The sequence below is a fragment of the Paenibacillus prosopidis genome, assembly GCF_003337375.1.
Lineage (GTDB): Bacteria > Bacillota > Bacilli > Paenibacillales > Paenibacillaceae > Pristimantibacillus > Pristimantibacillus prosopidis.
Map to the genome: position 1 here is coordinate 107,429 of NZ_QPJD01000002.1, position 21,268 is coordinate 128,696.

20 protein-coding genes are annotated in these 21,268 nt (G+C 47.9%); 2 read left to right on the forward strand and 18 right to left on the reverse strand.

Features of this window, described 5'->3' with window-relative positions:
- Window positions 1-42: 42 nt before the first annotated feature.
- The 11 genes from DFP97_RS02745 to pdhA all read right to left on the reverse strand — a co-directional run bounded on the left by DFP97_RS02745 (window position 43) and on the right by pdhA (window position 12,755).
- Window positions 43-2,301: a type IA DNA topoisomerase gene (locus DFP97_RS02745; protein ID WP_114378446.1), complete on the reverse strand. Its 2,259-nt coding sequence runs from the start codon at window positions 2,299-2,301 to the stop codon at window positions 43-45.
- A gap of 96 nt (window positions 2,302-2,397) precedes the next feature.
- Window positions 2,398-3,552: a hypothetical protein gene (locus DFP97_RS02750; RefSeq protein ID WP_114378447.1), complete on the reverse strand. Its 1,155-nt coding sequence runs from the start codon at window positions 3,550-3,552 to the stop codon at window positions 2,398-2,400.
- A 51-nt stretch (window positions 3,553-3,603) separates the two neighbouring features.
- Window positions 3,604-3,924, reverse strand: a complete 321-nt coding sequence (locus DFP97_RS02755) for a hypothetical protein (protein ID WP_114378448.1) — start codon at window positions 3,922-3,924, stop codon at window positions 3,604-3,606.
- Between the two features lie 112 nt (window positions 3,925-4,036).
- Window positions 4,037-5,524, reverse strand: a complete 1,488-nt coding sequence (locus DFP97_RS02760; RefSeq protein ID WP_114378449.1) for a glutamate synthase subunit beta — start codon at window positions 5,522-5,524, stop codon at window positions 4,037-4,039.
- Window positions 5,525-5,770: 246 nt separating this feature from the next.
- Window positions 5,771-6,250: a dihydrofolate reductase gene (locus DFP97_RS02765; RefSeq protein WP_220271124.1), complete on the reverse strand. Its 480-nt coding sequence runs from the start codon at window positions 6,248-6,250 to the stop codon at window positions 5,771-5,773.
- A gap of 48 nt (window positions 6,251-6,298) precedes the next feature.
- Complete coding sequence (locus tag DFP97_RS02770) at window positions 6,299-7,255, reverse strand: thymidylate synthase (protein ID WP_114378450.1); 957 nt, start codon at window positions 7,253-7,255, stop codon at window positions 6,299-6,301.
- Window positions 7,256-7,317: 62 nt separating this feature from the next.
- On the reverse strand, window positions 7,318-7,788 hold the full coding sequence (locus tag DFP97_RS02775; RefSeq protein WP_114378838.1) for an acyl-CoA thioesterase: 471 nt from the start codon (window positions 7,786-7,788) through the stop codon (window positions 7,318-7,320).
- Window positions 7,789-7,917: 129 nt separating this feature from the next.
- Complete coding sequence (lpdA, locus tag DFP97_RS02780; protein WP_114378451.1) at window positions 7,918-9,333, reverse strand: dihydrolipoyl dehydrogenase; 1,416 nt, start codon at window positions 9,331-9,333, stop codon at window positions 7,918-7,920.
- A gap of 3 nt (window positions 9,334-9,336) precedes the next feature.
- Window positions 9,337-10,674: a dihydrolipoamide acetyltransferase family protein gene (locus DFP97_RS02785; RefSeq protein ID WP_114378452.1), complete on the reverse strand. Its 1,338-nt coding sequence runs from the start codon at window positions 10,672-10,674 to the stop codon at window positions 9,337-9,339.
- A 15-nt stretch (window positions 10,675-10,689) separates the two neighbouring features.
- Window positions 10,690-11,667 carry an alpha-ketoacid dehydrogenase subunit beta gene (locus DFP97_RS02790; RefSeq protein WP_114378453.1) on the reverse strand — a complete coding sequence of 326 codons (978 nt, stop codon included), beginning with the start codon at window positions 11,665-11,667 and terminating at the stop codon, window positions 10,690-10,692.
- A gap of 20 nt (window positions 11,668-11,687) precedes the next feature.
- Window positions 11,688-12,755 (reverse strand): pyruvate dehydrogenase (acetyl-transferring) E1 component subunit alpha, encoded by a 1,068-nt coding sequence (gene pdhA, locus DFP97_RS02795; RefSeq protein ID WP_114378454.1) that lies wholly within the window; start codon window positions 12,753-12,755, stop codon window positions 11,688-11,690.
- A 290-nt stretch (window positions 12,756-13,045) separates the two neighbouring features.
- Here pdhA and DFP97_RS02800 point away from each other — a divergent pair, with 290 nt between their 5' ends.
- A complete protein-coding gene (locus DFP97_RS02800) occupies window positions 13,046-13,783 on the forward strand; it encodes an alpha/beta hydrolase (protein ID WP_114378455.1) in 738 nt (245 codons plus the stop codon).
- A gap of 70 nt (window positions 13,784-13,853) precedes the next feature.
- Here DFP97_RS02800 and DFP97_RS02805 read toward each other — a convergent pair whose 3' ends face one another.
- On the reverse strand, window positions 13,854-14,357 hold the full coding sequence (locus tag DFP97_RS02805; protein WP_114378456.1) for a low molecular weight protein-tyrosine-phosphatase: 504 nt from the start codon (window positions 14,355-14,357) through the stop codon (window positions 13,854-13,856).
- Window positions 14,354-14,995 carry a trimeric intracellular cation channel family protein gene (locus DFP97_RS02810; protein WP_114378839.1) on the reverse strand — a complete coding sequence of 214 codons (642 nt, stop codon included), beginning with the start codon at window positions 14,993-14,995 and terminating at the stop codon, window positions 14,354-14,356. The genes DFP97_RS02805 and DFP97_RS02810 overlap by 4 nt, the downstream gene beginning before the upstream one ends.
- 220 nt (window positions 14,996-15,215) lie before the next feature.
- Here DFP97_RS02810 and DFP97_RS02815 point away from each other — a divergent pair, with 220 nt between their 5' ends.
- Entirely contained in the window at window positions 15,216-15,854 is a 639-nt protein-coding gene (locus DFP97_RS02815; protein ID WP_114378457.1) for a thiamine diphosphokinase, read from the forward strand.
- 55 nt (window positions 15,855-15,909) lie between these two features.
- On the opposite strand, the gene DFP97_RS02820 is transcribed toward DFP97_RS02815, so the two are convergent.
- From DFP97_RS02820 to DFP97_RS02845, 5 genes are all read right to left on the reverse strand, one after another.
- The gene (locus tag DFP97_RS02820; RefSeq protein ID WP_114378458.1) at window positions 15,910-17,841 is read right to left on the reverse strand and encodes an endonuclease MutS2; all 1,932 of its coding nucleotides are present in this window, start codon (window positions 17,839-17,841) and stop codon (window positions 15,910-15,912) included.
- Between the two features lie 423 nt (window positions 17,842-18,264).
- Window positions 18,265-19,041 (reverse strand): MBL fold metallo-hydrolase, encoded by a 777-nt coding sequence (locus DFP97_RS02830; protein WP_114378460.1) that lies wholly within the window; start codon window positions 19,039-19,041, stop codon window positions 18,265-18,267.
- Window positions 19,038-19,712: a GNAT family N-acetyltransferase gene (locus DFP97_RS02835; RefSeq protein ID WP_114378461.1), complete on the reverse strand. Its 675-nt coding sequence runs from the start codon at window positions 19,710-19,712 to the stop codon at window positions 19,038-19,040. Before DFP97_RS02835 ends, DFP97_RS02830 begins: the two co-directional genes overlap by 4 nt.
- Before the next feature lie 15 nt (window positions 19,713-19,727).
- A complete protein-coding gene (locus DFP97_RS02840; protein ID WP_114378462.1) occupies window positions 19,728-20,387 on the reverse strand; it encodes a GNAT family N-acetyltransferase in 660 nt (219 codons plus the stop codon).
- Window positions 20,388-20,389: 2 nt separating this feature from the next.
- Window positions 20,390-21,250, reverse strand: a complete 861-nt coding sequence (locus tag DFP97_RS02845; RefSeq protein WP_114378463.1) for a carbon-nitrogen hydrolase family protein — start codon at window positions 21,248-21,250, stop codon at window positions 20,390-20,392.
- Window positions 21,251-21,268 lie beyond the last annotated feature (18 nt).

The window sequence follows — 21,268 nt, forward strand, 5'->3', positions numbered from 1 at the left end:
TGAAGCATACTTGGGTCTATTTGTTTTATAACGAGCTAGCCATTACTGTTCAACGGCTAGCTCTCCTGTATCGATATTTTTAACGATTAGTCGGCCTTCTACTGGTGTCCCGTCTTCAAGCGCAAGCTTCAGCTTACTCGTCTTACCCTTTTCGATCAATGCCCTCACCTGAGCATCCGTTAAATTTCGTCCAAAGCATTGCTTCCAAATGACGAATTTACAGCCTTCCTTGTAATGGGAGCAGCCATATCCTTTGCGCCCCATGAAAATTGAACCCCCGCAGCCTGCTCGCGGACATGCAGCAATGATCGTCGGCCCGTCTGAAGCAGAACCATCAGCAGCTGCGGTCATTTTCTCAGCAGTCGTTGTAGACTTTGCTCTGGCCGCTCGACTGCGTGCAGCTGATCCGGCTTTTCCTTCCGTCCCTCTCCCTCGAGCGGGAGCTTCGCTCTCAAACGACGTTTTCGCGGCACGGGACTGAACTCGTACCTTGTCAACGATCATTGTAGCGAACTTCTTTACATTTTCCATAAATTGTCCGTCGGAGGCGGTTCCTCTTGAAATTTCATTCAAGCGCCGCTCCCAGAGACCTGTCATTTCGGGTGAAGTCAGCAGGTCAATACCTGCACCGCGTATCAATTCGATTGCGGTCCGGCCTTTTTGCGTAATTTGTATCTTCTTCCCCTGCATTTCTACATAACCAACATTTTTCAGCCGCTCGATCGTAGCGGCGCGTGTAGCTGGAGTGCCCAGGCCTGAATCCTTCATCGCATCGCGCAAGTCCTCGTCTTCGATCTGCTTGCCCGCGCTTTCCATCGCTTTAAGCAGCGTTCCTTCCGTGTAATGCTTTGGAGGCTGCGTATCCTTTTCTTTCACAATCGCATCTGCGCATATAACGCCTTCGTTTGCATTTATAGAGAATGGCTCACTGACTTCAATTTCTTCTTCCTCGGCGTCTTCCTTGTCTTTGCCCTTGGTTGTCTTCGCCTTTTCCTTCTTCTGATCGGCATAAATAACCTTCCAGCCTAAGCTGAGCAGCTCTTTAACCGTCGTTTTAAACATTTCGTTCTCCACTTCGGTCATAACCGTATGTACCTTGTACTCGGCAGCAGGATAAAACTGCGAAAGAAAACGTCTAACGATCAAATCATACAGCTTCTGTTCGTCCGGGCTTAGCCCGTTTGCTTTACGATTAGTAGGCAAAATGGCGTGATGGTCCTCAACCCTAGAAGGGTTACAAATAAACTTATTCCCTTTATGAACAAGACTCCGGTTTGCGCCTTTGACCAGGTCATCGTATACGGTACCCTGCAGTGCGGATAAGGTTTTATGCATCTCCGGAATGTTCTGCTCCGTCACATAGTTAGAGTTCGTTCTCGGATAGGAGATAACCTTATGCTTCTCGTAAAGCGCCTGTGCGGTATCCAATGTTTTTTTGGCAGAAAAAGCGTACTTGCCATTAGCTTCCCGCTGCAGCAGCGTCAAATCGTATAGCTTGAACGGATATTCCTTTGTTTCCTTTACTTCATAGGAGGCAATCCGTCCTGGCTTCCCCTTCACTTTGGCAGCCAGCGCATCTACTTTAGCTTGGTCGGTCATACGTTCGCCTTGCCACATTCCCCGGTACGTCATATCGTTTTGCGAGAAATGTCCTTCCAGTTCAAAAAACTTTAGAGAGGAGAAGGCTTCAATTTGCTTCTGCCGGTCATAAATGAGCGCAAGGACAGGCGTCTGCACTCTGCCGACCGACAGCAGTACATTATGCTTCGTTGTGAAAGCTCGCGATCCATTCATACCAATGAGCCAGTCAGCCTCACTGCGAGCTGTGGCCGCTCTTGTCAGGTTCTCATAATCGGCGCCTTCCTTCAGCTCCGCAAACCCTTTTCTAATCGTTTCAGGAGTAAGGTCGGAAATCCACAAACGCTTTACCGGTTGGCTTAGCTTGAGATGACGCTGGATGAGCGAGAAGATGTATTGCCCTTCCCTCCCGGCATCGCACGAATTGACGAGCAGATTGCTCCGTTTAGCTAAATCGCCTATCACTTTAAGTTGATCGATCGTTTTTTTATTAGGAACGAGCTTGAATTGCGTTGGAATAATCGGAAGATCATTTATATTCCACTTTTTATATCGGTCATCGTATGCATCCGGTTCCGCAAGTCCGATTAAATGTCCGATTGCCCACGTAATAATATACTGTTCGCCTTCTATGTAGGAACGGTGATTTTTTGCTTTAGGATCTATTGCGGCAGCTATGTTCCGTCCCATATCGGGTTTTTCCGCAATGATTAATGTCTTCAAAAGATTATCGCTCCTTCATTAGGCCTGTAAAACCCAACTGGACGCTCGTCCTTATCGGGTTCATTTATGAAATCTATTAAATAAATATAAGCTCATTCAGTCTCTATTGGTTTCGCTCTGCTTATCCATATAGTTCTTCATAGTTGCAAAAATAGAACGCACGCCGTCTGACCACTTCGGATCCTCCGCATATTCTCGATTAATCCACACATACGGGTCAACGTCAGACGGTCTGTCTTTACTTAAACGAACAATTGTTCTAGCAGCGATTTCAGCGGATTCATGAATATTCGTATTAAAATCCTGCCAGCTGTGAAAAACATTGAACGGGTTATTTGCGATTTGCTTATATTGTTTATTCGACTTGGGCACAAAGCCTTGCTCTTGGCCGGTAATGGAAAATAATAGGATTGGATGAATATCAAATGATTTCGCAGCTGCAAGAATAGCGTCAAAATAAGGCTGTTCCGCTAGAATAGAAGATTTTGTCTCCAAAAAGTCAATAAGCCGCGCCTGGTCGATTTCTTGATAACGAAGCTCAATTGGAAGACCGTCTAACTGAGCCTCGATTGGCTGAGCATGCTTTAAAACTACTGGCGGTTGGAGCACATAAGGTGAAGGCTTGCCTAATGACCAGCCGTATAATAGTGATGCAGTTATTAAACAGATGCATAATGCGCCGTACATATAGGCTCTTGGCTTTATTTTACGCTGTGAGGGCTGGGATTGCGGCAAAGGAAGGTTTATGACTTCAGCAGGAAACGAACCGGCTGGCTCTTCGAGTGCGGTAAAACCCTCTTCGTTCAACAAACTCTTCAGCTGCGCCCAGAGGCTGCCTTTGTCTTCATTAGCAGCTATTTCAGACATTTCCTCATCTGATGGAAGCTTGTCCAGCAGACGCTCAAGTACTGGCTTCTCACAGCTTATACGTAGCTGCCTCTCTACCCAGGAATGGAACGGATCGTAAATGGTCGAAGCAGTCCGGTCTAACGATAAGCACACCCTAAAAATATCATCGGCTCGAACCGGCCGTTGATGCTCCAGCACCGCAGTCCGTATTAGAGCTGTTGTTACTGAACGCTTCAAGCCGTACTCGAAATCCGGCAATTGCCTGTGAATAATTCGACTCACTGCATCCGCCACGATTTCCACACGACTCTCATGCGGCATGGCGGCGTATTTGAGCTGTACATAGCTTCGGATGTTCCGAACGTCTGTCGGCGACAGAACGAATGCTTCATCGGCTGGCATGACGAATCGCCCCTTTACGTCATCTCAAAACCGATTTTACCACAACTTTCCTTAGGATGGTGAGCTTACTTTCTGAATATCAGCTTGAATGCGGGGCTGCATAATAAATGCTGCAATTTGTTCCTTCTCGCTTACTGTAAACTGATATTCGCAATCGCAGCCTTCATCATGCGGCACCATTTGTACGATTGTACCGTCTATCGTGCAAATAACGAGCGCTGTTAAATCAATCAAATCCTCTGGCGCTTCACTCTCCGGGGCAAGCTCGAAACGAAGCGTAATGTCCACCCACTGCTCGTCTCTGCGTTCGATTACAGGTTGAAAGGAACGAAACTTTAACTCAGTTATCCGGTCTAGCCCATACTTGATCATTTGCTGCTTCCTCCCATCAAAAGTTGAATACCTTCCGTCAGCAAGAAAAGCGCCCAAGGGCGCTTTTCTTCAAGCTTATTCGGCTATATTTCAATAACGCATTCGATGTCCATTAAGGAAGCATCGAAGAGCCCATCAAATATTTATCTACCTCACGCGCAGCTTCGCGGCCTTCATTAATTGCCCATACCACTAAGCTTTGTCCACGGCGCATATCGCCCGCAGCAAATACTTTGTCTACGTTTGTCGTATATTTGCCGTATGCGGCTTTTACATTCGTGCGGCGATCTTGCGCAAGACCAAGCTGCTCGATCAGCGTGTTCTCAGGACCTTCAAAGCCTACCGCAATAAAGACAAGATCTGCAGGCCAAACCTTTTCCGTTCCAGGAATTTCGCTGTATATTTTACGGCCAGTCTCATCAACTGTACGCTCTATTTGAACGGTGTGAAGCTCTTTTAAATTTCCGTTGCCGTCGCCGACAAATTTCTTCGTCAGTACGGAGAAAGCTCGAGGATCTTCGCCAAATAACGCTTTCGCTTCCTCTTGCGCATAATCGAGCGTGTACACGTTCGGGAACTGCGGCCAAGGATTATTCACGTTGTCACGCTCAAGCGGAGCCTTAGCATGAGTACCGAATTGTGTAACCGACTTGCAGCCATGACGCAAAGCAGTCGCTACGCAGTCCGTACCTGTATCGCCGCCGCCAATGACGATAACGTCTTTGTCTTTAGCCGAAATGTAGTTTCCGTCTTCCAGATTGGAATCCAGATAGCTCTTGATCGTGCCGTTCAAGTAGTCCATCGCCATGTGAACGCCATTCAAATCACGGCCTTCAATTTCAACGTCGCGAGCTCTTGTCGAACCGCCGCAAAGCACGACTGCGTCGAAGTTCTCTACAAGCTCGTTTGCAGTAATGTCTTTGCCAATTTCCGTGTTAATTACAAATTCAACGCCCTCAGCAGCCAGCAAATCAACGCGGCGCTGAACGACATGCTTCTCAAGCTTCATTGTAGGAATACCGTAAGTCAGCAAACCGCCAATGCGGTCAGCACGCTCGTAAACCGTTACCGTATGCCCTGCTTTGTTCAATTGCGCAGCGGTAGCCATACCGGCTGGACCAGAGCCAACAACAGCTACCCGTTTGCCTGTACGTACTTTCGGTGGCTGCGGAACAACCCAGCCCTCCTCAAATCCGCGGTCAATGATAGCTTGTTCGATCGTTTTGATCGTAACCGCATCGCCGATTAAACCAACGGTACAAGAACCCTCGCACGGCGCAGGACAAACGCGGCCCGTAAACTCAGGGAAGTTGTTCGTTTTATGCAGACGGTCGAGCGCTTCGCGCCACAACCCGCGATAGATCAGGTTATTCCATTCCGGAATTAAATTGTTGACCGGACAGCCTGATACCGAACCGCCAAGCTCCATGCCTGTATGACAATAAGGCGTTCCGCAGTCCATGCAGCGAGCGCCTTGCGTTTTAAGCTGCTCTTCCGAAAAATGCTTATGAAATTCTTGCCAATCCTTAATACGCTCCAGCGGGTCGCGATCGGCCGGCAGTTCGCGCTGATATTCCATAAAACCAGTAGGTGTAGACATGATCGCTCTTTCCTCCATCCATATTTCCCGTTACCATTGGTACGATTCTCTTTAAAACTATATCGGGAATCCATTAAATATTCAATAACAAACTTTTCTCAAAATCTAAAAATCTGTACAATGCACTCGTTAACTATTTTACAACATCCTAGCATTCATGCACTAAAGTCGTTAATGGATTATCCGTACAATCATTTGCACTTTATAACATATCGTTCGTCAAATATTCATTTCTTTGGCCGTACGTCAATTCGAACGCCGTTTAAACGTTTGAAATGTAAAAGCATACGGATTCCTTTCATCGCTTTGTCTTTTCTCGCTGTCCACGAGCTCCCATTCCGCTTCCGGAACTACCGGGAAGAAAGCATCGCCGCCTTCTATCTCTGCATCAACAGCCGTTAATAGCAATGTATCCGCATATGGCATAAATTGAGCATAAATATCTGCCCCGCCCATTACCATGAGCTCATCCTCTTTACACAGCTCAAGTGCTTCCTGCAGGGAATGTACGACCTCGCAGCCTTCGGGATGAAAAAGCTCCTGACGCGTTAAAACGACATTTCTCCGGTCCTTGAGCGGCTTTCTAAGCGATTCAAACGTTTTGCGGCCCATTAATACCGTTTTGCCTGTCGTCATTTTCGTAAAATAGGCCATCTCCGCCGGCAGGCGCCACGGCATTTTGTTGCCGATACCAATCGTTCTGTTGCGGTCCATCGCGGCGATCATTGTAATAGATATATAAATCCGCACCTCTCAATAGATATGCTGCTTCTGTTATACCGCGACTGGAGCTTTAATAGTAGGATGCGGCTCATAGTGATCAATAGCCAGATCAGCAACGTCAAAGTCGAATATCGACTTTTTGTCCGGATTAATCTTCAATTGCGGTAATGGCTTCGGCTCTCGGCTAAGCTGGATCTTAATTTGATCCATATGATTTGTATAAATATGCGCATCGCCAAGCGTATGGATAAATTCTCCTGCCTCTAGTCCGCACTCATGAGCGACCATATGCGTTAACAGCGCATAACTCGCGATATTAAACGGGATACCCAGGAAAATATCAGCGCTCCGTTGGTACAGTTGGCAGGAGAGCTTACCGTTTGTCACATAAAACTGGAACATCGTATGGCAGGGCGGCAACGCCATGCCAGGTACGTCTTCCGGATTCCAAGCCGAGACGATTAACCTTCTTGAATCGGGATTTCGCTTGATCGTATCAATGACATCCTTCAGCTGATCAATCGATTCGCCTTGCGACGTTTTCCACTGACGCCATTGCTTACCGTATACATCGCCGAGCTCGCCATATTCAGCTGCGAATAGCTCATCATTTAGAATCCGTTGTTTAAAGAGCTCCATTTGCTCCTCGTAAGCAGATTGAAAAGCAGCGTCCGATTGAGAGCGCAAACCGAAGTTCGTCATGTCAGGGCCCGTATAGGCTGCACTTTCCACCCATCTTTTAAATGCCCATTCATTCCATATATTATTATTGTGCTGAAGAAGATAACGAATGTTCGTATCGCCTTGAATAAACCAGATCAGCTCGCTGGCAATCAGCCGAAAGGGAACCCGTTTCGTCGTAATCAACGGAAATCCTTCGTTTAAATCAAAGCGCATCTGATAACCAAAAGTAGAGATCGTGCCTGTACCGGTACGGTCCTCTTTTTTCGTGCCATTCTCCAAAACATATTTTAACAATTGCAAATAGGATTGCTCGCTGTTGCTCATTCCGGCATTGCCCCCTATCGAGAAACAAAAATCGACAAATAACACCTATTATATCATTAACTTTAAATTCTGTCCTGCTTTCGTTTCTTTCTTAGCTTATGCCGGTCAGGTGCCGTTGCGTGAAGCTGTTTTTCTTCTTCGGTCTCAGGCATGACGGACGGTACCGGAGCAGGCTTGCCATACTGATCAAGTGCTACGAATGTAAAAAATGCGGTTACCGTCGTTTTGCGGTCGCCACTATATAAATTTTCCGAATGGACAGAAACGTAAATTTCCATAGAGCTTCGATTCGTCCACGTGACAAACGCTTCAACCTCAATGACTTCCCCAACCCGGATCGGCGCCAAAAAATCTAAGTTATCCGTCGATGCCGTTACGACCTGCATACGGGCATGCCTCATCGCTGCTATCGCGGCTACTTTATCCATATATTCCATTAGCTTCCCGCCAAACATCGTATCGTGATGGTTCGTGTCAAGCGGAAAAATAAGCTGTGTCATCAAGGTCTTGGATTGGCTTGTAGGTTTAGCCATCTGTTCCATGTCGATATACGCTCCCTCTGTACCTTCATCATATATAAGCTCACGATGCGCAAAGAGGCCCCGTCGGCTGGATAAGCCGCGTGACCTCTTCTAACATAAACCGGATCGTTTAGAACCGTTTTATTTAATAAATGTGTGGATTGGGTGGCCGAGCGCGACTTCCGCTGCATCAAGCACGATCTCACCAAGAGTAGGATGCGCATGGATCGTTAGCGCGATATCCTCAAGCGTAGCACCCATTTCAATTGCAAGAGCAAGCTCAGCAATCATATTGGAAGCTTCCAGACCGATAATTTGCGCACCCAATACAAGACCGGAATCTGCATCAGATACAAGTTTGACGAAGCCTTCATTTGCGTTCAGCGACATTGCGCGTCCGTTAATAGCGAACGGGAATTTGCCGACCTTTACATTATGGCCTTTGTCCTTCGATTCCTTCTCGCTCAAGCCAACGCTTGCGCATTCAGGATCGGAGAAGCAGACAGCAGGCACGCATTTGTAGTCAATAACGCTTGGTTGACCGGAAATCGCTTCAGCAGCAACACGGCCTTCGTACATGGCTTTGTGCGCAAGCGCAGGTCCGGCAATGATATCGCCAATCGCATAAATATGCGGAATGTTCGTACGGCATTGCTCATCAACCTCAACGAGACCGCGATCGGTCATTTTAATGTTGATAAGGTCAAGACCAAGTTCGCCATCGGTGTTTGGACGGCGTCCAACCGTTACGAGCAAGTAGTCTGCCGTTACTTTTTCTTCTTTGTCGCCGACTGTATAGGTTACAGTTACGTCTTTATCTGTTTGCTCAGCGCTCTTTGCTTGGGCGCCGGTAACGATGTCAACATTCGTGCTCTTCAGCTTCTTCGCAACGATCGAGGACATATCCTTGTCAAAACCAGGCAAAATAGCGTCGGAGCCTTCGATTACCGTTACTTTTGTTCCGAATTTCGAATACATTTGACCAAGCTCGATACCGATATAACCGCCGCCGATAACGACGAGGCTCTTCGGAATTTCAGGCAAGGACAATGCGCCTGTCGACGAAACGATACGGCCGCCGTAAGGGAAAGCCTTCAGCTCGATTGGACGGGAACCGGTAGCGATGATGCAGTTTTTGAAACGGTAGCGCGGTGCTTCCTGATCGTTGAATACACGCGCTTCGTTTTCGTTAATGAACATGACTTCGCCTTGGAAATATTGGACTTTGTTTGCTTTCAATAGGGAAGCAACGCCGCCTGTCAATTTCTTAACGATACCGTTCTTGAATTCTTGCACCTTGCTGAAGTCGACCTTCGCTTCGCCTACTTCGATACCGAAAGCAGAAGCGTGGCTGATCGACTCATATTGATGCGACGCGGAAATAAGCGCCTTCGAAGGGATACAGCCTACGTTCAAGCATACGCCGCCTACATATTCTTTATCTACGATAAGTACGTTTTGGCCAAGCTGCGCAGCGCGAATCGCTGCTACATAACCGCCTGGGCCCGCACCAATGACTAGAGTGTCAATATCAAGGGAAGCATCACCTACGACCATGTCTTATACCTCCATTATGAACAATTCCGGTTGGCCCAGAAGTGTTTTGATGTAATTCATAAAGTTTTGTGCCGTAGCACCGTCGATTAAGCGGTGATCGAAGCTGAGTGAAAGAGCCATGACAGGCGCCGCAACGATTTCACCATTACGCACGATCGCTTTCTCCGTAATTCTGCCTGTTCCAAGAATCGCAACCTCTGGGAAGTTGATAACCGGAGTGAAGAACATACCGCCTGCAGAACCAATGTTAGAAATTGAAATGGTGCTGCCTTTCAATTCGTTTGCGGCAAGCTTGCCGTCACGTCCGCGAGCAGCCAGATCACGAATCGAATCCGCAATTTTGAACAGATTTTTACGATCAGCATCCTCAATAACCGGTACGATCAGACCGTTATCCGTATCAGTCGCGATACCGATGTTGTAATACTTGCGCAGTACGATTTCTTGGTTAGCCTCGTCAAGCGTTGCGTTCAAGATCGGGAACTCACGGCATGCTGCCACGAGTGCTTTCACGATGAACGGCAAGTACGTAAGCTTGGAGCCTTTTTTCTCGGCATAAGGCTTATATTTCGCACGAAGCGCAACAAGCTCAGTAACATCTACTTCGTCCATGATGGTAACGTGTGGAGCAGTATATACAGACTTGGTCATCGCATTTGCGATGATTTTGCGAATGCCTTTGAATGGTACGCGCTCTTCCGGACGGTAAGCAGTTCCAGCTGTTACAGGCGCGGCTTTTGCTTCTCCAGCGACCTTCGCTGCGTTATCCTGTTGTTCAACTGCTGCAGGAGCTGCAGTATCAGCCGCAACTGCTGCCGGCGCGCCGCCAAAACCGGTTACATCGTCTCGTGTGATCCGGCCGTTCTTGCCTGTTCCGCCCACTTGCGTCAGGTCAACGCCCTTCTCGCGAGCGAATTTGCGAACGCTCGGTGTTGCAAGAACTAGACCGCCTGTTGCTTTTGGAGCAGCCGCAGCCGTCGGTGCAGCCGCTTGCGCTGCAGGCGCAGCAGGTGCTTCTGGAGCCGCAGCCGGTGCAGCTGCCGCAGGCGCCTCCGCTTTTGGCGCTTCAGCAGCAGGTGCAGCTTGCTCTGGCAGTTCGCCTTCAGCGTCAATGATTGCAACGATTTCGCCAACGTGGCACACTTGGCCGTCCTTCACAAGCACTTCAAGCACTTTACCGTTTACCGGGCAAGGCACCTCAACGATCGCTTTGTCGTTTTGAACTTCCATAATAATATCATCATCTGTAACCGTGTCGCCGACTTTGATTAGCACTTTAATAATTTCGCCTTCGTGCAAACCTTCGCCCAGCTCCGGGAAACGATATTCGAATTTAGCCACCGCTTGTAACCTCCTTTAAAAGTTCAGTACTTTTTGTACTGCCGCCGAGATACGAGCTACGGAAGGAAGCCACGCATCCTCTATTTGAGCAAACGGATATACGGTATCCGGTCCGGCAACGCGAAGCACTGGCGCTTCCAGGTGCAAAATTGCTTTTTCATTAATTTGAGCGATAACTTCAGCTGCAACGCCGGATGTCTTTTGAGCTTCTTGAACAACGATTGCCCTGTTCGTTTTTTGAATCGAAGCTACAATGGTATCGATATCTAGCGGAAGCAGGGTACGAAGATCGATTACCTCTGCCTTTACGCCTGTTTTCTCCAGCTCTTCCGCTGCTTTCACAGCGGTGTGAACCATCAAGCCGTAAGCAATAATCGTTACGTCGCTACCTTCGCGAACAACGTTAGCTTTGCCGATCTCGACCGTGTACTCACCTTCAGGCACATCTGCCTTGAACGCGCGGTACAGGTTCAAATGCTCCATGAAAAATACAGGGTCATTGTCACGGATTGCGGAAATCATCAAACCTTTTGCATCGTAAGGATTCGAAGGGATGATTACTTTAATACCAGGAGTTTGAATCGCAAGACCTTCAAGAGAATCGGTATGAAGCTCAGCCGCTTTGACGCCTCCGCCAAATGGCGTACGGAATACGATTGGCGAATTATAGCGTCCGCCTGAGCGGTAACGCATACGAGCCGCTTGAATAAACATTTGATCAAGCGCTTCGAAGATAAAACCGACAAACTGGATTTCTGCGATCGGACGGAAGCCTTGAATACCCATCCCTACTGCCATACCAGCGATAGCCGATTCAGCAAGCGGCGTATCGAATACGCGATCTTCGCCAAACTCTTCCTGCAAACCTTCTGTCACACGGAACACTCCGCCGACCTTACCTGCGTCCTCACCGAAGATGAGCACGTTCGAATCACGTTTAAGTTCTATGCGCATCGCATCGCGAATCGCTTCCAACATATTCATTTGAGCCATGATCGTCTGATCCTCCTCTACTATTGAAAATCGGCCTTTTGCTCTTCCAGATACTGCGGTGTCGTTTCGAACATCGAATCGATCAAGCCTGCGACAGTCATTTTCTCAACCGCTTCAGCTTTCTTGATGTGCTCGTTTACAGTTGCTTTCGCTTCTTCCTTCACGCGGTTCGTATCTTCTTCCGTCCAGAGGCCTTTTTTCTCCAAATATTTGCCGAAACGAACAAGCGGATCCTTAAGCGCCCACTCGGCTTCTTCTTCTTTTGTACGATATTTAGTCGCATCATCCGCCATCGAGTGCGGACGGAAACGGTATGTTAGCATCTCGATCAAAGTTGCGCCTTCGCCGTTGCGGCCGCGTTCAGCAGCTTCTTGAACGGCTTTAATGACAGCAAGCACGTCCATGCCGTCTACTTGAATTCCGCGGATACCGGCAGCAACCGCTTTGTGTGCAATCGATAATGCAGCGGTTTGCTTGGCAAAAGGAGTTGTAATCGCATAGCCGTTGTTTTGAACAGCGTAAATGACAGGCAGTTTATAAACTCCAGCGAAGTTCATACCTTCGTAGAAGTCGCCTTCTGACGAACCGCCATCGCCTGTATACGTAATTGCTACGCGCTTTTCATTCTTTTTCTTAAACGCCATTGCTACGCCAGTCGCGTGCAAAATTTGAGCGCCGATAATAATTTGCGGCATAAGCACGTGTACGTCTTGCGGAATTTGTCCGCCGTGCTGGTGCCCGCGCGAGTAAAGGAAAGCTTGGTAAAGCGGCAAGCCATGCCATACGAGCTGCGGCATATCACGGTAGCCCGGGCAAATAAAATCGTCTTTATTAAGCGCGTATTCGCTTCCGATCATCGATGCTTCCTGCCCGGATACCGGAGCGTAGAAGCCAAGTCTGCCTTGGCGACCAAGGTTAACTGCCCGCTCATCCCAGGTACGGGTAAATACCATGCGGTACATTACTTCTTTTAATTGTTCATCAGTCAGTGCCGGCATTAAGTCCGGATTAACAACTTCACCGTCAAGGGACAAGACGGATAGCGGTGTAACCGGTTCCGTTTGAACTTCGTATGGCAATTTGCTCATTTTGAACGCTCACCTCAATCGAAATATTTGAAAATCGTTTACCTCTGTTATAGAATTATTATAAACCTGTTTAATGAAAATGGTCAAAGCAAAAAACAAAAAAACCGTTGTTTTTTCGCCGATTCTCATCATTCTATTAAGAAATTGTATATGCTACAGACTTATATTATCACTATAACAGCATAATACAACAAAACAGAATTAGATGCGATTCCCAGGATTACCTTTCTATTGTTTACCCACAACAGCAGCTTTCCATTCAATAATTCAAAACGTTAGGAGATAAAGAAATGACGGATGAGCGATATTTAAAACGTACAATTGTAAAAGAATCCGTGCCTAGCAGTCTGCTGCCGGAGCAATCGCGCAACTTGCGCATCTTTTTGCCGCCAGGCTATAACGAGGTGCTTAGCTACCCTGTCGTCTATTGCCAAGACGGCGAAGACTTCTTCAATTTCGGCCGGATTGCGACAACGGCAACCCGGTTAATTTTGGACGAAGGTCTGGAGCCCTTTATTATTGTCGGCGTCGATGTCGACAAGAAGCTGCGGACGGCGGAGTATGCGCCGGATGGCGACAGACATGCCAATTACATCCGTTTCTTCGCAGAGGAGCTTCTCCCGTTTGTAGAGGAACGTTATTCTGTAAGACGGGAGCCTGAACACAGGCTGCTTGCGGGGGATTCGCTCGGCGGATCGGTTTCACTACATTTGGCTCTGACATATCCTCATTTGTTCACGCGTGTAATGTCTTTATCCGGTGCTTATTACGGCATTTCGCAAAACATCATCTCTGCGGCAGGCGACCTCAGCTGGCTTACCGTCTATATGATTGTCGGCCTGCAAGAAGATGCTTATGAAACGGATCGAGGAGTATTTGATTTCGTCGCGCTGAACCGGAATGCAAAAGCTCTGCTTGAGCTGAAGCAGGCGATACTCTTTTATGAAGAGAAAGATGGAAAGCACCAATGGGGGTTTTGGCAAAAAGAACTCGGTCAAGCGCTCTCCTATTTCATTGAGGTTGAATAGCTCCAAAAATACGAAAAAAGCTGCCCGACAGGTTCAAGCCATGAACCGGGACAGCTTTTTTTACATTTGATTAATTCATATCCAAATCTGATTGGACCCGCTTCAGCAGCTCCTTGCAGCCATTGTCTACAAGCTCATAGACAAACGAGAAATTACCGTCGTAGTATGGGTCAGGCACATCTGCCATCGCTTTGTCCGGAAGAAGCTCCATAAAGGTAAACAGCTGCTTTTGCGAGCCGTCACCCTCCCGCTTCGCTCCTCCTGCATCATTTAGCAGTTTACGAACATCGCGCAGGTTGTTCGTATCCATACATACGATATAATCGAAAGATTCGAAATCATCGGAAATAACTAAACGCGCCTTCATCCCTTGATGAGAAATACGGTGCTGATCTAATTGCTTACGAGTCCCCTCATGCGGGGGATGGCCCAGATGCCAATCGCCAGTTCCTGCTGAATCCACTTCGATACGGTGAGACAAGCCGGCTTGCTCCACTTGATGACGCATAACGGCTTCCGCCATCGGTGAACGGCAAATGTTGCCTAGACAAACGAACAATATGCGAGCTTTCATTGCACGCCTCCTTTCTGCCGCGGTTCAGCTGCTGCTATCTTGAGCGAGCGGCGCGGAAGTTTCCACTTGTAATAGACCGACAGCATCCGGAAACTAATAATAACGACAAATAAAAACAGCAGCTCTAAAGTCGATTTAAACCAGCCAAGACCAATTGCGAGTCCCGCAAGCATAGCCCACACGGCATAAATTTCATCCTTCAGGACAAGAGGCTTCCGCCCGGCAAGCACGTCCCGGATTATACCGCCGCCAATTCCCGTAAGCATCGCAGCAACAAGCACCGCACTGAGCGGATGCTTCATTTGTGTCGCATAAAGCGCCCCTTGAATCGCAAATGCCGACAAGCCGATGGCATCGAAAAAGGCTTCGCTGCGCCGCCACCGCTGAATCCATACGACAGGCAGCACGAAGGCGATCGTCATAGCGATAATTGCTATTTTGAGCAAATAGCCTTGGCTCCAAAGCGACGTGACCGGCATACCGATCAACAGGTTTCGGACGACCCCGCCGCCGAATGCCGTTACCAAGCCGAGTACGAATACGCCCAAAATATCGTATTCCTCCTCCATTGCCACAATCGCTCCGCTGACCGCGAAAGCAATCGTGCCAATAATACTGAAGATTCCAAAAATGTCCATATTCACCGCTTTTATTCCTCGCTTCCCGTCCCATGCACCGACCTTAGTCATCGGTACTTTCCTTCCCCATTTTAGCTGGGAGCATACGGTTTCGCAACGACAAATTTCGCGCTATTCCGAGCGCAATATAAGTCGCTTATCGGTTTACTCTAGTTTTTAAGTAACAAAAGGCTATATACTTGGTATTATATGATTTTCCTATATGAAAGGACGACACTTCATGCAACCTCGCATCGTCATCTGCACGGGCGGCCAGCTCGGCGCTTGGGCTCTTGAACATATAAAAGCCGGCGATTTGCTCATTGGAGCTGACAGCGGCGCACGCTTTCTTATTTCGCAAGGGCTGCGGCCGGATATTGCGATCGGCGACTTCGACTCGGTCTCTGCGGAAGAGCTGGCCATCATCCGCAGCAGCAGCGGACAGACAATAGCTTGCGATCCGGTCGACAAGGATTACACAGATACCGAAATGGCTGTAAGACTTTCACTCGATATGCAGCCATCTGAACTAGTACTGCTCGGTGCACTAGGCACTCGATTCGATCATTCACTCGCCAACGTTCATCTGCTTGCTCTCGCGGCAAAGCAAAACGTTCGCGCAACTATTATTGACGAACATAACAAAATTACACTGGCAACTGAGCAAATCATGATTCAAAAACAAGGTTATCCTAACGTTTCACTGCTGCCGCTTACCATGCAAGTAAAAGGGATTACATTAACAGGTTTTCAATATCCGCTGACCGATGCAGCATTGACGATTGGCCAATCGCTAGGGATTAGCAATGTGTTGACTGCTCCCACCGGAACGATCCAATTAAGCGAGGGGCTGCTCCTGATTATCCAAAGCCGGGACTAGAAATCCTTCATATAAGCAAAGAGCCGAGGTTCATGAACCCCGGCTTTTTTTGATATTACTTATAAATGTCTTCCTCAGGTGTAACGATGGAAAGCCCTTCTACATGCTTACGGTTCATCAGCTTGCGTGCTTTTCTATTTTGCTTCGTTTCAAATACGATATCCAAATCATATTGCTCGTCAGGATACAATTTTGTTTTGGCGATATATAGCTTGATCCGTTTATGGTTAAAGGTGAGCTTCTGGCCCTGCACCTGCACAACAACATTGCCCCGCTCATCTGCAGGTCGAAATACCACTCCGATTCTCTTTAACGGATAAATCCAAACCGCGTCTCCCTTCTGAAACGGTTTAGCTTTTGGTTTTACGGCTTCGCCGGTATCGTTAAGCTTCTTCGTTTGTTCATTCACTTCAGTGTTTACTAACGGCAGCTTCATTAACTCTGGTTTTATAGTCGTCTCTTGCTTACGCACTAGAAGCTGCTCCGCACGCTGCAGAACCTCTTCCGGCAAACCGAATCTCCGCGCGATCGCGAATGCATGGCTGTCCCCAGCTTCACCAATTTCTAAACGGTAAAGCGGCTTTAATGTTTCTGAATCAAATGCCATTTTTGCGTTTTGACAGCCTGCCGTTCGGGCGGCAAATGATTTGATTTCATTAAAATGGGTTGTTGCTGCAGCTAATGCCCCTCGTTTCAGCAATTGTTCAAGCAATGCGATTGAAAGCGCTATTCCTTCAGAAGGATCTGTCCCTGCCGCAAGCTCATCCAGCAGCAGCAATGCTCTCGGACTGGCATATTTAAGCATTTCGTTCAGCACTGTAATGTGAGAGGAAAAGGTGCTCAGCGACTGCTCCAAGCTTTGACCATCACCCACATCGGCAATGACATGTTGGAACACGCCTAGAACGCTTCCCTCCTCCGCGGGCACAAGCAAGCCCGATTGCAGCATGAGCACAAACAATCCGATCGTCTTTAAAGTAACTGTTTTCCCGCCGGTGTTAGGACCCGTGATAATAAGCTGCTTCCAGCCATAGCCAAGCTCAACATTTAGCGGAACGCTTCCCTGCCCAAGCAAAGGATGGCGAGCTCCTTTGAGCCGGATAACCGGCTGATCCAATAATTCAATTCGTTTTCCTTCATAGGATCGGGACAGCTTAGCCCGGGCTGTTATGAAGTCAAACGACGCCATCGCTTCCACATTACGATGCAGTTCAAAAGAAAAAGATTCAGCCAGCTCCGACAATCGCGCTAAAATGACCGTACGCTCGCGCTCTTCCTCAGCCTTCCACTGCTGCAGTTCTACTTGAAGCTCAGCAACATCAACGGGTTCAACGAACAGCGTCTGCCCGCTTGACGATTCATCCCATACCATACCAGGCACCTGCTTGCGCAGCTCACGCTTCACTGCTATCACGAACCGGTCACGCCGTTTGCTAATAACCGGCTCTTGCAGCGACGTGCGATACTTATGCAGCGCATGCTCCATTTTTCGCTGTATTTTATCTTCGGAAGCATAAATGTGCCTTCTTATAAAAGCGAGATCAGCACTTGCTTGGTCTGTAATTAAGCCGTACCGTATACAACGGTTCAGCTCATCCCGAAGCTGAGGACAATCATACATCGACTCCGCATAAGCCGCTATAGTCGGTGCGATGCTGCGTTTGCTGTACATATACTTTTTCATTTGCACGACAGAGGTAAGCCATACAGACAATTGCTCCAGCTCCGATTCGTTATAAACCCGCCCTTTACCAAGCAATGTCAGAAAAGGATCGATCCCTTCCATAGCTGACAATGGGATGCTGGCACCACTTGCAAGCAATGCCGCAGCTTCCTCCGTTTCCTGCAGCCAAGACTCAATTTGTCTGTATTTTGTACTCGGCTCCAGCCGCTCAGCGAGTAACCGCCCCGCGGGTGATACAGTAAAACTACTGACTTGCTCCTTCACTTTGTCATACTCTAATTTTCTCCAAGATGCATTGATCATCTTATTGCCTCCTTAATTTTGGATAAAAAAAAGACAGGAACAGAACGCGGGCGCGTTCCATTCCTGTCATGTTCGACGTATGCTCCAATACCGCTTCCATCGTTAACGCAATTCGTTAACAGAAAAAAGAGTATAAAAAAACCGCGCTGCGAGAGCACGGTGATTGGGCCGCTGTCGAATTGCATTCAGGCGGAAATCCTCATGTCCTTAACTCTTGGCGTCAGATAACTAAATAGAGCCTTGCCGCACGACACAAATGCACCGGACGTAAGCCGCAAGACCTTCGTTCATCTGACCATATCCAATTTATGAGTTAAGAACACCGTTAATCATTAAAATTTCCCCTTTTCGTTGAAGAAGCTTACCCCAATAATATACAAAAAAGACAAGTCCTCTGTCAAGCCCGACATTAAGACCGGCAGATTAAATCGTTATCGACATCCCTGTCCGAGCGAATTCCATTCTCTCCGGCAGCGCATATGATTTTCTGAAGTCAATGTCATGGGACATATGAGTAAGAAGCGTGCGCTTTGCTTCCCACTTCCCGGTCAATTCGATTGCTTCAAGGACATCATAAACGGACCTCGTTTCATAAGCGAATGGCTCATGATAAAAACTTGTCCCAAATACAAGTAAATCAAGGCCGTATAAGGGCTCCTGCTGCTGCTCCGTCAAACCGATTGAATCGGAACAATATGCCCACTTATAACCGTTAATGGTATGTTCGAACCGGAACGCGTAGGCATAGCCGTTTTTGCCATGATTTACGCGCCAGCTGGAAGCAATCCATTGACCTAATTGAATAGGCTGATCGAAGGAATGAAACGATATTTGATTTTGAAGCCAAGGAAAACGTTCATTAATTTCATTGATAACTTCCGAGGGAGCGTAAGCAATCCCCCGCTTTTTCAGCCAGCGGCAAGTGTCAGCCCATTCTACTAAGCCGCCGATGTGATCAAAGTGTGCGTGTGTAATGAGCATCGTATCTACTGTGTGCAGCTTAGCGGCTTCCATTTGTTTCGCCCAATCCGGTCCGCAATCAATCCATATCGTTCCCGCATCCGGATCTTCGATTTGCATGGAAGAGCGCAGACGACGGTTTTCGTTAGTTATGCGGGCTTCTTCGCAAACCGTACACTCACAGTAGACACGCGGAACCCCCATGGAGTCCCCGGTGCCTCTAATTAATAATCTCGTCATAGCGGAAGCAGCTCGATCGTCTCTGAAGCGCGAATCTTCTCCATCATATTAAGCCACTCTTCCGGTTTGTTCGGCAATGCAGAATAATAGCCCTCGAGAAACGCGGATACGAGCGAAGCGTCAATACTTGCTTGCTCTTCATCCTTCGGTAAAAAGCATAAGTCCAGCTCTGATACTGCCGCGCCTTCATGATCCCATGATGGGTGAACATAAGCGAGATTTAGCCGTTTGTAGCCGACATGCGACAGCACCTCGCGGCGAACATACGGATTCATCGGAGATACCCCTCCAAACGCATGATCTTCCGCACGATAAGGATCGTAGACCTCAGCAAACATTCCGATTGGCGTTGTTCCCGATTGTTCAGCGAGTCTTTCCAGGTCACGCTCTCGATTTCGCAGCAGAAACCGCCCAATACCGAGTGATGGCTTGGCGATTATCGTAAAGTCAGTCATCGCCACGCGCAGTTCAGGATAATAACGATATTCGGTTGATCCAACGACTTCACCTTCATGTACCGCCACGTATACATGAATGGTTGGATCCTCAAGCGGTTCCTTCCACAGCTCATAAGCCAGCACCTCTTCAGGCGGGAAAATCGTTTGCAGCAGCTGATGCAGCGAGCTGAAATAGGGATCTTCAATCGATGAAATGCGATGATAGATTAACATAATGGCATCTCTCCTTTATATAAATGGATTTCTCCATTCCATAATGACCGCACAGTTTTGCGATTGCTCGTCTTCCAAATAATTATGGGCTAATCCAACCGGCATACGGCCGCAACGCAGCAGAAATGTAATGACGGGATCTTTCCACTCACCTTCCAGCACTTTTTCCAAATACACTTCAGGCGACACCTCATGCGCATGTTCCGAATAGCCTGGCATCCGTCCCCCGCCTAGCAATCTGCTTAGTCCTGCGAATACTACGGTCTCATACATCGTTTGCATGAGCCATTTGCCGATTCCCGATTTGCGATATTCTGGCATAACGCATATATCAACAACGTATAACGTATCTCCGTTTCTGTTATGGTTACGGATATAGCCGCCATCAGTTATCGTTTGCCAATCGTGCGAATGGCCATAATCGTTCATATCGACGATTAGCCCTGTCATGGATCCAATCATACGCCCTCCTACTTCAGCGCACAATGTACCTTCAGGGAAACGCGAAACATGCTCTGATAGCTGCTGTGGGTTCCACCACAGCTCTTCTGGAAAAGGCGGCGGAAAGCTTGCCCGTTGAACGTCAATGAGTGCTTCAAAATCAGCTTCGGTATAATTGCGTATGATGGTCTTTTGCGGTTTCCCGTCAACAAACAAATATATTTCTTTGCGCATTGCTAGCTCCAATCCGGATACAAATCGGTCCGGCGGTCACGCCAGGTTGTAACCGAGCCTCTCGCTCTTACATCCTCCAGCAGCGACAGATCAAGATCTGCAACGACCAGCATATCATCATTTATAATGCCTTCACTTAGAATACCAGCTGGCGGGAATGGAATGTCGTTTGGAGTTATGATGGCAGCTTGACCAAAATTCGCCCGCATGAAATCGACTTTGCGCAACGCACCGACCGTTCCCGTCGTTACGATATACACTTGATTTTCAACCGCTCTCGCATGACAGCAATAGCGGACGCGATAGAACCCATGCCGATCGTCCGTGCAGGATGGACAGAAAATAACGTCTGCTCCTTTAGCACGCGCCATTCGTACGATCTCAGGGAATTCGATATCATAGCAGGTTAACATTGCAATCGTGCCAAATGTAGTCTCGAACACTTCAATGCCCTCACCCGGCGACATGTTCCATTCACTTACTTCGGTCGGCGTGAGATGGATTTTGTGCTGAACGTCTATTTTCCCGTCCGGATGGAACAGATGCGCCGCATTACGGAGCTTGCCATCAGTGACCTCAACGACATGTGTACCACCGACAATATATACCCCATATTCAGCTGCTAATGTACGAAATAACTTCAAATAGTCATGCGAAAAGTCAGGCAAACACTCGATTGGCAGCGCATTGCCTTCCTCATCTCCGATTGACAGCAATTGCGTGGTCATAAATTCGGGAAATAAAATAAATTGCACGCCATACTCCGAGGCATTGCGGACATAATGCTTGACTTGCCCGGCAAATTGATCAAACGAGCTAATATCAGTCAGCTTATATTGAACAGCAGCTGTACGAAACTTCATCTGCATCCCTCCTTTAAA

What these genes read in the sequence shown, in the direction of transcription:
- DFP97_RS02750 (WP_114378447.1), bottom strand. Translation starts at nt 3,552, where the DNA reads ATGCCAGCCGATGAAGCATTCGTTCTGTCGCCGACAGACGTTCGGAAC.
- DFP97_RS02755 (WP_114378448.1), bottom strand. Translation starts at nt 3,924, where the DNA reads ATGATCAAGTATGGGCTAGACCGGATAACTGAGTTAAAGTTTCGTTCC.
- DFP97_RS02760 (WP_114378449.1), bottom strand. Translation starts at nt 5,524, where the DNA reads ATGTCTACACCTACTGGTTTTATGGAATATCAGCGCGAACTGCCGGCC.
- DFP97_RS02765 (WP_220271124.1), bottom strand. Translation starts at nt 6,250, where the DNA reads ATGATCGCCGCGATGGACCGCAACAGAACGATTGGTATCGGCAACAAA.
- DFP97_RS02770 (WP_114378450.1), bottom strand. Translation starts at nt 7,255, where the DNA reads ATGAGCAACAGCGAGCAATCCTATTTGCAATTGTTAAAATATGTTTTG.
- DFP97_RS02775 (WP_114378838.1), bottom strand. Translation starts at nt 7,788, where the DNA reads ATGGCTAAACCTACAAGCCAATCCAAGACCTTGATGACACAGCTTATT.
- lpdA (WP_114378451.1), bottom strand. Translation starts at nt 9,333, where the DNA reads ATGGTCGTAGGTGATGCTTCCCTTGATATTGACACTCTAGTCATTGGT.
- DFP97_RS02790 (WP_114378453.1), bottom strand. Translation starts at nt 11,667, where the DNA reads ATGGCTCAAATGAATATGTTGGAAGCGATTCGCGATGCGATGCGCATA.
- pdhA (WP_114378454.1), bottom strand. Translation starts at nt 12,755, where the DNA reads ATGAGCAAATTGCCATACGAAGTTCAAACGGAACCGGTTACACCGCTA.
- DFP97_RS02800 (WP_114378455.1), top strand. Translation starts at nt 13,046, where the DNA reads ATGACGGATGAGCGATATTTAAAACGTACAATTGTAAAAGAATCCGTG.
- DFP97_RS02805 (WP_114378456.1), bottom strand. Translation starts at nt 14,357, where the DNA reads ATGAAAGCTCGCATATTGTTCGTTTGTCTAGGCAACATTTGCCGTTCA.
- DFP97_RS02810 (WP_114378839.1), bottom strand. Translation starts at nt 14,995, where the DNA reads ATGGACATTTTTGGAATCTTCAGTATTATTGGCACGATTGCTTTCGCG.
- DFP97_RS02815 (WP_114378457.1), top strand. Translation starts at nt 15,216, where the DNA reads ATGCAACCTCGCATCGTCATCTGCACGGGCGGCCAGCTCGGCGCTTGG.
- DFP97_RS02820 (WP_114378458.1), bottom strand. Translation starts at nt 17,841, where the DNA reads ATGATCAATGCATCTTGGAGAAAATTAGAGTATGACAAAGTGAAGGAG.
- DFP97_RS02830 (WP_114378460.1), bottom strand. Translation starts at nt 19,041, where the DNA reads ATGACGAGATTATTAATTAGAGGCACCGGGGACTCCATGGGGGTTCCG.
- DFP97_RS02835 (WP_114378461.1), bottom strand. Translation starts at nt 19,712, where the DNA reads ATGTTAATCTATCATCGCATTTCATCGATTGAAGATCCCTATTTCAGC.
- DFP97_RS02840 (WP_114378462.1), bottom strand. Translation starts at nt 20,387, where the DNA reads ATGCGCAAAGAAATATATTTGTTTGTTGACGGGAAACCGCAAAAGACC.
- DFP97_RS02845 (WP_114378463.1), bottom strand. Translation starts at nt 21,250, where the DNA reads ATGAAGTTTCGTACAGCTGCTGTTCAATATAAGCTGACTGATATTAGC.